This is a genomic window from Sphingomonas caseinilytica (genome assembly GCF_023516455.1).
In the GTDB taxonomy this organism is placed as follows: domain Bacteria; phylum Pseudomonadota; class Alphaproteobacteria; order Sphingomonadales; family Sphingomonadaceae; genus Sphingomicrobium; species Sphingomicrobium caseinilyticum.
This window is the reverse complement of the sequence record NZ_JAMGBA010000002.1, coordinates 453,494-466,972: the sequence shown is the minus strand read 5'-3', so window position 1 is coordinate 466,972 and position 13,479 is coordinate 453,494. Positions and strand designations below refer to the sequence as shown.

Here is a 13,479-nt window from a genome sequence, read left to right as displayed (position 1 = left end):
GTTACTTTGCGATCTGGGGAGACTCGCAAATTGTTGCGCGGAAATTCTGGCGTCCTGACGGAACGCTCTTAGCGTTATGTCGCTTTTTTCTTTTCTGCTTATCGAAATTTGCGCAGAACTGTCACTTTTTGCGGCTGTCGGATTCTTAATATTATCTATCGACGATTTAATCGTTGATCTGATTTACTTCGCTCGAAAGGCCTGGCGCTCGGCCGTCATCTACTCGCGCTTTCCGCGAATGTTCGCTGATCGCCTGCCGACACCGCTTCGACCGGGCTGGCTGGCGGTGCTGGTTCCGGCTTGGGACGAGGCGTCCGTGATCGCGCCGATGCTGCGCGCGAGCCTCCAGCGATTCGAACATGATGATTATACGATCTTCGTCGGCCATTATCGCAATGATCCGGGCACGCGAGCGGCCATCCAGAGCGTTGCTGACCCGCGGGTCGTCGCCGTCGAGGTGAATGCGGACGGACCGACCACGAAAGCAGACTGCCTGAACCATCTGTTCGCGGCGCTTCAGGTCCGTGAGGAGGCGATCGGCCGGTCCGCGAAGGCGGTCGTGCTCCACGATGCGGAAGATGTGGTTCATCCGCTGGAGCTAAAGCTGTTCGACCGGCTGATCGAATATGCTGCACTCGTCCAGCTTCCGGTTGTGCCTCTCATCGACCGTAGTTCGCGCTGGGTGGCCGGACATTATGCCGACGAGTTCGCGGAAAGCCACGTCAAGGAGTTGGTCGTTAGAGAGGCGGTCGGGGCCGCGATCCCGCTGGCGGGGGTCGGCTGCGCGATCGGCCGAGTGGCGCTGGAGCGACTGGCTCTACGCCACGATGGCCGGCCCTTCGATGGCGCAAGCATGACCGAGGATTATGAGCTGGGCCTCCGGCTTGGCGGGATTGGGCTCAAGACCATGTTCGTCCGCATGCTTGAATCGCCGGGCAGTCGCGCCGTCGTCGCCAGCCGCGGACATTTCCCGGCGACGGTCGATGCCGCAGTCCGGCAGAAAGCGCGATGGATCGGCGGCATCGCGTTCAGCGGGTGGGACCGGCTGGGCTGGAACGGCGGGCTCGGCGAGCGCTGGATGCGGATGCGCGATCGCAAGGGACCGTTGGCCGCGATGCTGTTGCTGGCGAGCTATGTGGCAGCCGCCCTGTGGGCGCAGATCGCATTCGCGGCGGCACTTGGCGCACCTGTCGCGGTCCCATCTTCTCCGGTGCTGGGCACATTGATGATGATCAATGCCATGATCCTTGCCTGGCGCCTCGTGATGCGGGCCAGCTGCACCGCCCTAGTTCATGGATGGCGCGAAGGTTTGCGATCGGTGCCGCGGGCCGTAGTCGCGAACGTTATCGCCATCCTTGCGACGCATCGTGCGCTGATGATCCATTCGGCCGGCGGCCCGCGGCGATGGGAAAAGACGCATCACATCTATCCCGCAAAAGTCGTATCATCGTGAGCAAGTCGATCCGTTTCCTCGGGCTGGCGATATTCGCTTGGGCAGGCGTGCGCGCCATCAGTCTGGGGATCGTCCCCGGCGCCAAGGCACTGGAGTTCGATACGTCGTCCGCGCGGCGAGCGTCCTTGCTTCCGCCGATCGAGCCCACTGTGCTTCCGGCGATCCAGCCGGTTGCGATGGGCGGCGGCGCATATTGGCCGGGCACGACCCCTGCCGCTCCCGCTCCCTATCCTGCTTACGCGACGAACGCCGGCTTAGTGCCTTACCCGGTTTATGTGCCCGTGAACGCAGGGGCCGCGCGGAGCGAGCCGCCACAGATCTTCTATGTGAATCCATATCCGGGCCAACCGCGCGATAATATGGTTCAGCACGAAGTGATGGCTGGCCCCGGGGTGGCCCCCGATCTTGCGTTCCGTCCGACCGTGCAGGCCACGCCTTCCTTCGAACCGCCCACCCGAACGCGCGGTCTCAAGCAATTGTCGGTAACGGGCTGGGCGATGATGCGCAGCCATGGCGGTCCGGACAGCCTAGCCGGTCGGGGAATGCTGGGCGGGAGCGAAGCTGGTGCCCGGCTGATGTGGAACTTCACGCCCCGGATCGCCGCGACCCTCCGATCAAGCGCGCCGGTCAATAGCAAGCGCGGTGCGGAGGCTGCCTTGGGGGTTCGGTACCAGCCGTTCGCGGCTTGGCCGGTGGCGGTCACGTTGGAGCGCAGGCACGCGGTCAAGCAATATGGGCGAAATGCCTTCGCCGCGTTGGCGGAGGGCGGTGTCTATGGCCGCCCGATGCCGTGGCAGTCGACACTCGACGGTTACGTTCAAGCGGGCGTGGTGGATTTCAACAATCCGGACTGGTTCGTAGACGGCCAGGTAGCGGTCAGTCGTCCCTTGTGGCGAAACCTTTCGGCGGGGATCGGGGCATGGGGCGGAGCGCAGCCCGGAATCAATCGGTTGGATGTCGGTCCGCGCCTCTCAATGCGCGTCGGCCAGCGAATGCGCGCGCATCTCGACTATCGATTGAATGTGGCCGGCAACGCCGCGCCGGGATCGGGCGCGGTGGTCACTCTGGCCGGAGACTTCTGACCTTCCGCGAAAATGCGCGGGCCTGCCTTGGTTTTGCCGCCGAAATGCGGCTAGCGTCGGCACCGCAACCACATGGACATCTATCTTCCCATCGCCGGCCTAGCGGTCAACGCGCTCCTGATCGTGGCGCTGGGCGGGCTGGTCGGGCTGTTGTCCGGAATGTTCGGTGTCGGTGGCGGCTTCCTCACCACGCCCTTGCTGATCTTCTACGGTATCCCGCCGACCGTGGCGGTGGCATCCGCCACCACCCAGATCACCGGCTCCTCCGTGTCGGGGGTCTATGCCCATATGCGGCGCGGCGGCGTCGACCTGAAAATGGGGCTGGTCATGATCGCCGGCGGCGTGGTGGGAAGCTTCGCCGGCGCCGGCCTGTTTCGAATCCTGCAGAACAGCGGCCAGATCGACCTGGTCATCGGCTTTCTCTATGTCCTGCTGCTGGGCGGGATCGGCGGCCTGATGCTGAAGGATGCGCTGATCGCGCTCGGCTGGGTAACGGTCGCCGAGCCCAAGGAGCGTCCGCGCCACAACCGGTGGATCGCGAGCCTTCCGCTGCGCTGGCGCTTCTATGCATCGGGCCTCTATCTTTCCCCGCTTGCGCCTCTGGCGCTTGGATTTGCGGCAGGCGCGATGACCGTGTTGCTCGGCATCGGCGGGGGCTTCATCCTGGTGCCGGCGATGATCTACCTGCTTGGAATGGCACCGCGCGTTGTGGTCGGAACCAGCCTCATCATGATCCTGGCGGTTAGCGCCGTGACGACCATGGTTCATGCGATGACCACCCAGGCGGTGGACATTGTGCTAGCGGCACTGTTGCTGGTTGGCGGCGTAATCGGCGCCCAATATGGCGCGGTTCTCGCCACCAGGCTGAAGCCCGACCTTCTTCGAATGGCGCTGGCCGTCATCATCCTGATGGTCGCCTTGCGGATGCTGCTTGGCCTGACCTGGCAGCCCGACGAGATTTTCACGATCGAGTATCTGTGAAGAAGGCGCTGATCCTTTTCGGCCTTGCCCCGCTTCTCCTGGCCCAGAGCGAGCCTAAGCTGGTGCCGGATATCAGCGCCCGGTCGATCGAGATAAGGTACAGCTTCACTGGAGCACAGCTGCTCCTGTTCGGAGCGATCCTCTACCCTGGCGGACGAGTGCCGCGGAAGCCGGCCGACGTCATCGTCGTGCTGAAGGGGCCGGTCGAACCGATCCTGGTCCGCGAGAAGCAGAAGATCGCCGGCATCTGGATGAACGCCGATTCCAACCGTTTCCGATCAGCACCAGGCTTCTATGCGGTCGCATCGTCCGCACCGGTCCGCCGCCTGGTCGATGAGCGAACGGCCGCAATCTATGAGCTTGGGCTTCAGGATCTACAGCTCTCACCGGGCGGCGGAGCGTTGCCCGAAAAGGAACGGCGGTTCGAAGCTGGACTACTGGACCTACGCAAGCGGCAGGGCCTTTATGCAGAGCACCCGCATGGCGTGGAGATTGCAGACGGGGTTCTCTATCGGGCCCGGATCTCGATCCCCAGCCAGGTACCCGTCGGAACCTACACCGCAGAGACCTTCCTGGTCGACAATGGCAAGGTTATCGCCGCCGCGACGCGCGAAATCGAGATCGGCAAGTCCGGCTTCGAGCGATGGGTCGAGCGAACCGCAAGGAGGCATGGCTTCCTCTACGGCCTGGCGGCGGTGCTCCTGTCGCTCGTGCTCGGCTGGAGTGCGGCGGCGATCTTCCGTCGGCGCAACTAGCCGAAAATTGGCGTCCTAAAGCCAATTTTAACCGATCTCGGATAATCCGGACGCAACCTTAATGATTCAAAAGGGTGGCGTACGTCCATGAACGATCAACCGAGCCTGAAGCAGTTCCTCGATGAGTTGAGCAGCTACGCGGACCAGGATGCCGCGCAGGGAGCCGCCTCAGCAGCGAGGGCCGGGGTGCCGCCGATCGGCCAGGTCCTGGAAATCGCCGGTTCCGGATCGCGCGTCGTCATGGACGCTGACAAGCTCAACGAGCTGCAGAGCCACTCCGACCAGTCGATGTCAATGTCGGGTCAGGTCGGTAGTCAGGTGAAAGTGAAAGTCGGGTCGAGCTGGCTGGTCGCCAACGTGCGTACCCTGCGCGCCGGCGACGAACATGGCACGGTTATCGCAAACGTCGACTTTCTAGGTGAAGGCAGCCAGCGCAGCGATGGGAGCTTGGCCAGTTTTCGTCGCGGTGTGACGCGGTATCCGATCCCGGGCGCCGCAATCCTTCCGGTTACCACCGAAGATATGCGGGCGATTTTCGCCGCCGATGACAGCCCGCACGTCGAGATCGGCACCGTCTATCCGACCGACGACATTCGCGGCACGCTGTACGTCGATCCGATGCTGTCGAAGCATTTCGCGATTCTTGGATCGACCGGTACCGGTAAGTCGACTTCGGTCGCGCTGATCCTCCACCGCATTTCCCAGCTGTCGCCAGAGGGTCACATCGTGATGATCGACCCCCACGGGGAATATTCGGCGGCGTTCAAGAGCTGCGGCGAACTGTTCAACGTCGACAACCTCCAGCTGCCCTACTGGCTCCTCAATTTCGAAGAGCATTGCGAGGTCCTGCTGACGACGGACGGTGCCGAGCGCCAGCGCGACGCCGACATCCTTGCCAAGTGCCTGCTCGCCGCTCGTACCAAGTCGACGCAGAGTGCGCAGTTCGGCAAGGTGACCGTGGACTCGCCAATTCCCTACCTGCTGACCGACCTGAACCAGATCCTTGTCGCAGAAATGGGCAAGCTCGACCGCGCCGGCGACACAACCCCCTATCAGCGACTGAAGAACAAGCTGGACGAGCTTCGTGCCGATCCGCGCTACGCCTTCATGTTCTCGGGCATGCTGGTGTCGGATTCAATGGCGAGCTTCGTCGCCAAGCTGTTCCGCCTGCCGAGCCATGGCCGGCCGATCTCCATCGTCGACGTCTCGGGCGTTCCGTCCGAAGTCACCTCTGTCGTCGTGTCCGTGCTTGCGCGCATGGTGTTCGACTATGCGATCTGGAGCCGAACCGAGGCGCAGCGTCCACTGCTGCTGGTTTGCGAGGAGGCTCACCGCTACGTGCCCAAGGACGAAAACTCCGGCGGGCAAGCGGTTCGCAAGATCCTCGAGCGTATCGCCAAGGAAGGCCGCAAATATGGCGTCTCGCTCGGCCTCATCACCCAGCGCCCGTCCGATCTCGCTGAAGGTGTGCTGTCGCAGTGCGGCACCATCATCTCCATGCGTCTAAACAACGATCGCGACCAGGCCTGCGTGCGGGCCGCGATGCCGGAGGGCGCTCGCGGTTTCCTCGATGCGATCCCGGCGCTTCGCAACCGCGAGTGCATCGTCTGCGGCGAAGGTGTCGCAATCCCGATCCGCGTCCGCTTCGACGATCTGGAACCGGAAAAGCGTCCGGCATCGTCGGATCCGAGTTTCGCCAACAGCTGGCGCGAAACCGGTGACGAGGAAGGAATTATCCAGCGCACCATCAAGCGCTGGCGCGGCCACGGAAAATAGGTTTGGCTGAACAATAGTACCGGCCGGCTCGTGGCGTTGACCATGGGCCGGCCGACGTGCATCCGGAGGATTGAAAAACGGGTGCGCAAAGAATGGCCAAATGAACATTCTTCTCACTGGAGGCGCCGGGTACATCGGTTCGCATGTTGCCGTCTCGCTGCTGCAGGCCGGGCATACGCCGATCATATTCGACAATTTCTGCAACAGTTCGCCGTCGGTGGCAGACCAGCTCAATGAGCTGGCGGGAAAGGCGATCAAGATCGTTCGCGGTGATATCCGGGATGCGGCCAGGCTTCGCGACCTGCTTGGATCGGACGAGCTCGAGGCCGTGGTGCATTTGGCCGGCCTCAAAGCAGTCAGTGAATCGATTGCGGACCCGCTTTCCTATTACACCAACAACGTTGCGGGAACGCTTGCGCTGTTGGGCGCGATGGAAGCAACCGGGGTTCGCAAGATCGTGTTCAGTAGCAGCGCAACCGTTTACGGAGAGCCGCAGTATCTTCCGATCGACGAGAAGCATCCCAAGCAGGCAGTGAACCCGTACGGCCAGACCAAATTGATTTGCGAGCAGATGATGTCGGACCTCGCAGCTGCCGATACACGGTGGCAGGTCTCGTTCCTTCGCTACTTCAATCCCATTGGAGCCCATGATTCAGGGCTGATCGGGGAGGATCCAACGGGCATCCCTAACAATCTGATGCCACTTGTCCTCCGCACCGCGCTTGGCGAGCGTGATTGCCTTCAAGTGTTCGGGAACGACTACCCGACGCCGGACGGCACAGCCGTCAGGGATTATATCCACGTCGTCGACCTGGCGGATGGCCATGTCGCGGCGCTCGATGCGCTTGGCAGCATTGTAGGGGCCCAAGCTTACAATCTCGGAACCGGGCACGGGACCAGCGTCCTCGAACTGCTTCGTACCTTCGAGCACGCTACTGGCGCGAAGGTAAACCATGCTGTCGCCGCGCGGCGACCGGGAGACGTCGCGACCCTCTATGCTTCGGCGGACGAGGCCCGGGCCAAGCTCAACTGGACTGCAAAACGGCGTATCGAGGAGATGTGCGTAGATAGCTGGCGCTACGCCACACGGAACAGACGCCGAGGCTGACTCGCCTTCGTTAGGCTCCGCTCGGCGACCTGACCGCCATCAGCTTTGCCAGATGGGCCTTGAACCGCTCCAGCTCGGGCCCTTCCAGAAGTGCCCGGCTGCCCAAGCGAACGCTGAGCGGGTTGACCGCGGTACCGTTGCGAAGAACTTCGTAGTGAAGGTGCGGGCCGGTCGACAGGCCGGACGAGCCGACATAGCCGATCAACTGGCCTTGCCGGACGAAGCTGCCCGGTTCGGCGACCAACCGGCTCATATGGCTATAGGTCGTCGCGATGCCGCCGCCATGGGCGATCCGTACCTGTCGTCCATAGCCGCCCGACCAGCCCGACGCAGTCACCTGGCCGTCGGCTGCCGCGACGATCGGCGCACCATAGCCGGCACCGAAATCGATCCCTCGATGCATGCGGGCGAAGCGCAGGATCGGGTGGACGCGCAGGCCAAAGCCGGATGTTATGCGCCCGGCTACCGGCCAGACAGTGGCAGCGACTTGCCGGCCCGCGCCATTGGCGTCGACCCAGTCGGTCCGGCCATTGAGCGTCCATTTCATCAGACGGACATTGTGCCCCCCCATCCGCTCGATCGCGGCGTAAAGAAGCGGCCCTTCCTGGCTCTCTCCATTAGCCGTTCGGCGATTGGCGACGATCAGATCGAAGCGATCGTTGGGCCCGATGGCATCACCGACATCGATCTGCCCGCCGATAGCGCGAAGATATTCGCCTGCGGCCTGCGGTGACACGCCGGACGCCCGAAGCGCCCAGTATAGACCGTCGCCGACGCGGCCGCGGATCCGGAGCGGCCGGTTGTCGACCGCGACTTTGGAGATGCCGACCTTCAGCCCTTCCGCGCTGCGGGTCAGCGTCACCGTTGTATCGAGGCCGGCGCGGAACATGATCCGCTCGATCGGCCGAAGCCCACTGGGGCTGGACCGGCCAAGCTTGATCGAGAAGCTCGTCCCGGGCGTCACGCCGCCTGGTGCGGCGGCCGCGACCAGGCGCTGGGCGGCGTCGGCCTCGGCATAGGAGACCCCGCTGCGGCTGAGCATCCGGCCCAGTGTGTCGCCTGCACCAAGCCGGGCGAACAGTTCCACGAACGGCCGGTCCGGCGCCTCGCTAAGCGGCTGCACCAGCGCGCTGGCGGCCATCCGGACGCCGGTTTCAGACCCCGATGAGAGGGGCGCGATGGCAATGTCGCGATATTGCTCCGCTTCGGCCGACCCGATCCGATCGATCGGTACCGCCGGAAGCGGTTCAAAGGGCGTAGGAGCGACAATGGCAATCATCGCAAACAGGGCCGACAGTGTCGCAACGCCGCGCCACCAGCGCAGTGATAGAGGCTCCTCGGCGAGATCGACGACGAGGTCGATGTCCCGGAGCCGCCTCTTGCGCCGGCCGAAGCTGGGCGCGACCGGAGGAGAGACGGCAAAGGCCGCCTCGGTCCGCCATTCTTCGCGCATGTGCAGCAACGTTTTGTCCCCGTTTTCGATCGAGGGACCAGTCATGGTTAAAAGAAGTTAAGTTCCAATAAACATGGCAAGCCTCAACTGGCCGCAAAGCCGCTTGCGCTTAGCCACGGCTATGCCAAGATCAGGATCATGTCCGCCACGCGTGACGGCCTTGTGCGGGCCATTCTTGGGCCCACCAATACCGGCAAGACCCACTTGGCGATCGAACGGATGTGCGCCCATTCGTCCGGCGTCATCGGATTCCCGCTGCGTCTTCTGGCGCGCGAGGTCTATGACAAGGTCGTCAAGCTGAAAGGCGAAAAGCAGGTCGCACTGATTACCGGCGAGGAGCGGATTGTTCCGCCCGGCGCTCGCTACGTGCTGTGCACCGCTGAATCCATGCCGGTTCGGACGGGCCGCGACGACCGGCCCAATGAGGGGCCGCTACCCGCTGATTTCGCTTTCGCGGCAATTGACGAAGCGCAGCTGGGCAACGACCCCGAGCGCGGCCACGTCTTCACCGATCGGATGCTGCGCGCACGCGGCCGTGAAGAGACGCTGATCCTCGGTTCGGACACATTGCGCCCGCTCGTTCGGCAATTGCTGCCCGAAGCGGAGATCGTCAGCCGCCCGCGCTTTTCGACCCTGCGCTACGCCGGTTCGGCCAAGCTCAGCCGCCTGCCGCCTCGTTCCGCAGTCGTCGCCTTCTCGGCCGAGCAAGTCTACGCGCTGGCCGAGATGCTGCGCCGCTTCAAGGGCGGCGCCGCAGTGGTGATGGGCGCCCTGTCGCCCGCCACCCGCAATGCCCAGGTCGCCATGTTCCAGCGCGGCGAGGTGGATTATCTTGTCGCCACCGACGCCATCGGAATGGGCCTCAACATGGACGTGACCCATGTTGCTTTCGCGGGCCTCGAAAAGTTCGACGGGCGCCGCGACCGCCGGCTGACCATCTCCGAAATGGCGCAGATCGCGGGTCGCGCCGGCCGTCACCAACGCGACGGAAGCTTCGGTACGTTGGGCCTGGGCGGCGAAAATGCGCCTGAGATGAGCGAGGAAGAAGCGAATGCGATCGAAGACCATCGCTTCCGCCCTCTCGATCATCTCTATTGGCGGAGCGCCGACCTCGACTTCACCAGCGTCACGGACCTTATCGCGAGCCTCGAAGCGAAGAGCGATGATCCGCTATTGAAACCTGCGCCGCTGGCGATCGACCTGGCGGTGCTGAAACTCCTCGCCGAAGATCCTGCGATTGCCGCCACCAAGGCCTCAAGGGCGCGAAAGCTGTGGGCGGTATGCGGACTTCCGGACTTCCGGAAGGTCGGGCCGATGCATCATGCACGGATGATCCGGCGCCTCTTCAGCTATATTGGCGAGGGCGGCCACATCCCGCACGAGTGGTTTGCCGCGGAAGTTACGCGGCTCGACAATGTCGCGGGCGATATTGAAGCCTTGGCCGATCGCCTCGCAGGCATTCGCAGCTGGGCCTACATCTCCCAGCGTTCGGATTGGCTCGCCGATCCGCCCAAATGGGCCGAACGGACAAGAGCGGTCGAGGCGCGGCTTTCTGATGCGCTTCACGAGCGATTGACGCAGCGTTTCGTCGACCGGCGAACTGCCGTGCTGGTCCGCGACATTGGTGCGCGCGGGTCCGACGCGCTTCCGGTCACGGTCGCCGCGGATGGCGAAGTCAGCGTCGGGCCGGAGCCGATCGGCCACCTCTCCGGATTTGAGTTTCGGGTCGACCCCTTGGCCCGGTTGGCCGACAAGCGCCTGCTGCTGGCGGCGGCGGAACGGCGGCTTGGCGACGAGCTGGACCGGCGCGCCGCAGCGCTGTGCGCCGCGCCTGACACCGAGTTTCGGCTGGTTGAGGAGGCCGGAGGACTGGCGATCGGCTGGGACGGGCATGTACTCGCGCGGCTGGCGCCGGGCCGCTCTTTGCTGGAGCCCGCAGTCCGTACCGCCCGCGCCCTCGACCGGCTGTCGGCGGAGCGACGAACCAGACTTCGCAGCCGTTTGGAAAAATGGGTGGAAGCCCAGATCTCGCGCCACGTCCCCGCCTTAAGAATGCTGTCCAACGCCGCCGCTGATCCCAAGTCGACACCCGGCGTCCGGGCGCTGGCGGCAATGCTGGTCGATGCCGGCGGGCAATTGCCCCGCCGCTCGATCGCGGCCCAGCTGTCGGCGCTCGACAAGGCCGATCGGCATGCCCTTCACCGCCTCCGCGTACGTCTCGGCGCGCTCGACGTTTATGTCCAGTCGCTGCTGAAGCCCGCCGCGCAGCAGTGGCGCGCGGCGCTGCTATCAGTCCGCGCCGGTCAGCCCATGCCGCGGTTGCCCGAGCCATCGGCGGCGATGCTCGATGGCAGCGCCGATGCGCGAGGAGCGGCACTCGCCTTTCGCCGGCTCGGGACCGACTGGCTCAGGATCGACCTGGCCGATCGGTTGGCAACCCATGCCCACCATGTTCGCCAGCATGGTGGCGAAGATCCCGTCGACCGTCCGCTCGCAACCAGCCTGGGCCTCGACGAGCCAACCGTCCGCCACCTGATGGCCGAGGTTGGATTCGTCCCTGCAGGCGAAAGCTGGGCCTGGCGCGGCCATCGCCGCCCGCGCCGCCGCGAGCCCCAGGGGCCGCGGCCTGGCAACGCCTTCGCGGCGCTGGCTGGCCTCAAGCGTTAGGGCCTCATGCGGCTCGACCGTTTCCTGTTCTTCATCCGACTGCTGAAAAGTCGGACATTGGCTCAGGGGTTGATCGAAGGCGGCAATGTGCGCCTCGACGGAAAGCGGGTCGCCAAGCCTGCCGAGGAGGTGCTGGTCGGTTCGGTAATTGCATTTCCGATGCGCGGAAATGTGCGAGTCCTGCGCGTTCTTGCCTTGCCGGCAAGGCGGGGTCCTGCGAGCGAGGCTCGGCGATGTTATGAAGATCTGGACGAGGCCGCTTCAACTGAGAACGTCTCGCAGCAAGGCGGAGCCGATTGACGGCGCGTCCCGACCGACCTAGCCACGCCCCAAGAGAGGGAGCATTTTTGCCATGACTTATGTCGTCACCGACGCCTGCATCCGCTGCAAATATATGGATTGCGTCGAGGTCTGTCCGGTGGATTGCTTCTATGAGGGCGAAAATATGCTCGCCATCAACCCCAATGAATGCATCGACTGCGGCGTTTGCGAGCCGGAATGCCCGGCCGAAGCAATCCTCCCCGATACGGAAAGCGGGCTTGAGAAATGGCTGGAGCTGAACTCCACCTTTTCGACCCAATGGCCCAACGTCACTCGGAAGAATAACCAGACCCCCGACGATGCCGACGAGCATAAGGGTGAGGAAGGCAAGTACGACAAATATTTCTCGCCGGAGCCCGGGAAAGGCGACTGAGCCACAGGTAGGCGAAATATTTTCGCCACCGTTTTGAAATTTCTTGATTGCGGTTAAAGATATGCCTGCAGGGCGGCCTTTGGGCTGCGTAAAACTGGGGGCCGACATGTACAGAACCGCTATCGCCATCGCAGCTTTGCTTGCCGCCACGCCGGCGCTGGGCCAGACCCGAACCGGGCAGCTGCCCGATCCCAACGACCAGAGCGATACGTTCAGCATCGGCGCCGGCGCCGGCATGATCCCCGATTATGAGGGGTCTGACGATTATGAGTTCATTCCGGTGGTCGGAATTCGCGGCCGGTATAACGGCTTCAACTTCTACAGCCGCGGGACCTTTCTGTATGTCGACTTCATTCGTCGCGGTGACAGCCCGGTAGAATTCGATTTTGGCCCGATTGTCGGAGCGCGGCTCAATCGCACCGGCAAGGTCGAAGATGACCGGGTGGACGCCATGGAAGAACGCGACACGGCGTTCGAAGTCGGCGGCTTCGCTGGCGTCACCTATCATGGCCTGACCAATCCCTATGATGCCTTGAGCTTTCACATCGACGTGACGACGGATGTCAGCGACGCGCATGGCTCAACGCTCATTACCCCGACCATCGATTTCGGGACACCGCTGTCCATGACGACCTATGTCGGCATTTCGGCGAGCGCAGAGTGGGCCGGCGACGGATATGCCGATTATTACTATTCGATCGACGCAAGTGACTCGCTGGCGAGCACTCTGCCCCAGTTCGACGCCGACGGCGGCTTCAAGCATTGGCGCATCGGCCTGTTCGCCAACCAGTCGATCAGCGGCGACCTGACCCACGGTTGGTCCATTTTCGGGACCGGGCTCTACACCAAATTGTCCGGCGACTTTGCGGATTCGCCGATCGTCGATGAGGCAGGCAGTTCCAGCCAATGGTTTGGCGCTCTTGGAGTCGCCTACACCTTCTGATCGGGGGCAATGGCCAACGTCTTGAATTCCAACCGAAAGCGGCTAGCCTGCTGCAGCTTTCCGGGAGGACGGATTGTCGACAAGGCTACTCGCCGCAGCGTCTGTTGCCGCGCTGCTGATCGCATCGCCCGTGCTGGGCCAGGCCAAGGTCGCCGCCACCAGTGACGCGCCCCTGCCAAGGGCCCAGTTCATTGCCGGGATGGATAGTGAGTTCCGCAAGATGGACGCGGACAAAAATGGCCAGCTGACAAAGGCTGAAATCGAGCAGTTCCAGACGCAGCAGCTGGCATCCCAGGCCAGAGCCCGCAACAAGGCGCTGTTCACTCAACTGGACAAGGACAAGAATGGTCAGTTGAGCCAGCCGGAGTTTGCCAAAGTCGCAACGCCCGCGCCCGTGGCTAATGCGCAGCCGATGATTGCGCGGATGGACGGCAATCGGGACAGCCAGGTCAGCATGGCGGAACATCGCACTGCGACCCTGGCCAATTTCGACCGGGTCGACAGCGACAAGAATGGAATCGTGACCGCCGACGAGTTGAAGGCCGGCGGGATCAAGCCGCGCTGATT

General features: G+C 63.5%; 12 protein-coding genes. 11 read left to right on the top strand and 1 reads right to left on the bottom strand.

The genetic code is table 11. The annotated features are described in order from the left end of the window. Nucleotides 1–76: 76 nt before the first annotated feature. From LZ496_RS08925 to galE, 6 genes are all read left to right on the top strand, one after another. Nucleotides 77–1,453 carry a glycosyl transferase family protein gene (locus LZ496_RS08925; RefSeq protein ID WP_249904285.1) on the top strand — a complete coding sequence of 459 codons (1,377 nt, stop codon included), beginning with the start codon at nucleotides 77–79 and terminating at the stop codon, nucleotides 1,451–1,453. Further along, the gene (locus LZ496_RS08920; protein WP_249904284.1) at nucleotides 1,450–2,535 is read left to right on the top strand and encodes a hypothetical protein; all 1,086 of its coding nucleotides are present in this window, start codon (nucleotides 1,450–1,452) and stop codon (nucleotides 2,533–2,535) included. Before LZ496_RS08925 ends, LZ496_RS08920 begins: the two co-directional genes overlap by 4 nt. A 72-nt stretch (nucleotides 2,536–2,607) precedes the next feature. Continuing rightward, nucleotides 2,608–3,516: a sulfite exporter TauE/SafE family protein gene (locus LZ496_RS08915; RefSeq protein WP_249904283.1), complete on the top strand. Its 909-nt coding sequence runs from the start codon at nucleotides 2,608–2,610 to the stop codon at nucleotides 3,514–3,516. Beyond that, nucleotides 3,513–4,271: a TIGR02186 family protein gene (locus LZ496_RS08910; RefSeq protein WP_249904282.1), complete on the top strand. Its 759-nt coding sequence runs from the start codon at nucleotides 3,513–3,515 to the stop codon at nucleotides 4,269–4,271. The genes LZ496_RS08915 and LZ496_RS08910 overlap by 4 nt, the downstream gene beginning before the upstream one ends. An 87-nt stretch (nucleotides 4,272–4,358) precedes the next feature. Continuing rightward, complete coding sequence (locus LZ496_RS08905; RefSeq protein ID WP_249904281.1) at nucleotides 4,359–6,047, top strand: ATP-binding protein; 1,689 nt, start codon at nucleotides 4,359–4,361, stop codon at nucleotides 6,045–6,047. A gap of 100 nt (nucleotides 6,048–6,147) precedes the next feature. Then, complete coding sequence (gene galE, locus LZ496_RS08900) at nucleotides 6,148–7,155, top strand: UDP-glucose 4-epimerase GalE (RefSeq protein WP_249904280.1); 1,008 nt, start codon at nucleotides 6,148–6,150, stop codon at nucleotides 7,153–7,155. Between the two features lie 10 nt (nucleotides 7,156–7,165). Here the strand turns inward: galE and LZ496_RS08895 are convergent, their stop codons facing one another. Continuing rightward, nucleotides 7,166–8,653 (bottom strand): M23 family metallopeptidase, encoded by a 1,488-nt coding sequence (locus LZ496_RS08895; RefSeq protein ID WP_249904279.1) that lies wholly within the window; start codon nucleotides 8,651–8,653, stop codon nucleotides 7,166–7,168. 93 nt (nucleotides 8,654–8,746) lie between these two features. On the opposite strand from LZ496_RS08895, the gene LZ496_RS08890 reads away from it, so the two are divergent. The 5 genes from LZ496_RS08890 to LZ496_RS08870 all read left to right on the top strand — a co-directional run bounded on the left by LZ496_RS08890 (nucleotide 8,747) and on the right by LZ496_RS08870 (nucleotide 13,477). Further along, nucleotides 8,747–11,275, top strand: coding sequence for a helicase-related protein (locus LZ496_RS08890; protein ID WP_249904278.1), 2,529 nt, complete (start codon nucleotides 8,747–8,749; stop codon nucleotides 11,273–11,275). Between the two features lie 6 nt (nucleotides 11,276–11,281). Continuing rightward, nucleotides 11,282–11,575, top strand: a complete 294-nt coding sequence (locus LZ496_RS08885) for an RNA-binding S4 domain-containing protein (protein ID WP_249904277.1) — start codon at nucleotides 11,282–11,284, stop codon at nucleotides 11,573–11,575. Nucleotides 11,576–11,627: 52 nt separating this feature from the next. Continuing rightward, complete coding sequence (gene fdxA, locus LZ496_RS08880) at nucleotides 11,628–11,969, top strand: ferredoxin FdxA (RefSeq protein ID WP_249904276.1); 342 nt, start codon at nucleotides 11,628–11,630, stop codon at nucleotides 11,967–11,969. A gap of 106 nt (nucleotides 11,970–12,075) precedes the next feature. Beyond that, complete coding sequence (locus LZ496_RS08875) at nucleotides 12,076–12,912, top strand: MipA/OmpV family protein (protein ID WP_249904275.1); 837 nt, start codon at nucleotides 12,076–12,078, stop codon at nucleotides 12,910–12,912. A gap of 73 nt (nucleotides 12,913–12,985) precedes the next feature. Continuing rightward, nucleotides 12,986–13,477, top strand: a complete 492-nt coding sequence (locus LZ496_RS08870) for an EF-hand domain-containing protein (RefSeq protein ID WP_249904274.1) — start codon at nucleotides 12,986–12,988, stop codon at nucleotides 13,475–13,477. Nucleotides 13,478–13,479: the final 2 nt, after the last annotated feature.

Excerpts from the sequence above, each read along its gene's own strand:
- LZ496_RS08905 (WP_249904281.1), top strand. The coding sequence starts at position 4,359 with ATGAACGATCAACCGAGCCTGAAGCAGTTCCTCGATGAGTTGAGCAGC.
- LZ496_RS08875 (WP_249904275.1), top strand. The coding sequence starts at position 12,076 with ATGTACAGAACCGCTATCGCCATCGCAGCTTTGCTTGCCGCCACGCCG.
- LZ496_RS08895 (WP_249904279.1), bottom strand. The coding sequence starts at position 8,653 with ATGACTGGTCCCTCGATCGAAAACGGGGACAAAACGTTGCTGCACATG.
- LZ496_RS08885 (WP_249904277.1), top strand. The coding sequence starts at position 11,282 with ATGCGGCTCGACCGTTTCCTGTTCTTCATCCGACTGCTGAAAAGTCGG.
- fdxA (WP_249904276.1), top strand. The coding sequence starts at position 11,628 with ATGACTTATGTCGTCACCGACGCCTGCATCCGCTGCAAATATATGGAT.
- LZ496_RS08890 (WP_249904278.1), top strand. The coding sequence starts at position 8,747 with ATGTCCGCCACGCGTGACGGCCTTGTGCGGGCCATTCTTGGGCCCACC.
- LZ496_RS08915 (WP_249904283.1), top strand. The coding sequence starts at position 2,608 with ATGGACATCTATCTTCCCATCGCCGGCCTAGCGGTCAACGCGCTCCTG.
- LZ496_RS08925 (WP_249904285.1), top strand. The coding sequence starts at position 77 with ATGTCGCTTTTTTCTTTTCTGCTTATCGAAATTTGCGCAGAACTGTCA.
- galE (WP_249904280.1), top strand. The coding sequence starts at position 6,148 with ATGAACATTCTTCTCACTGGAGGCGCCGGGTACATCGGTTCGCATGTT.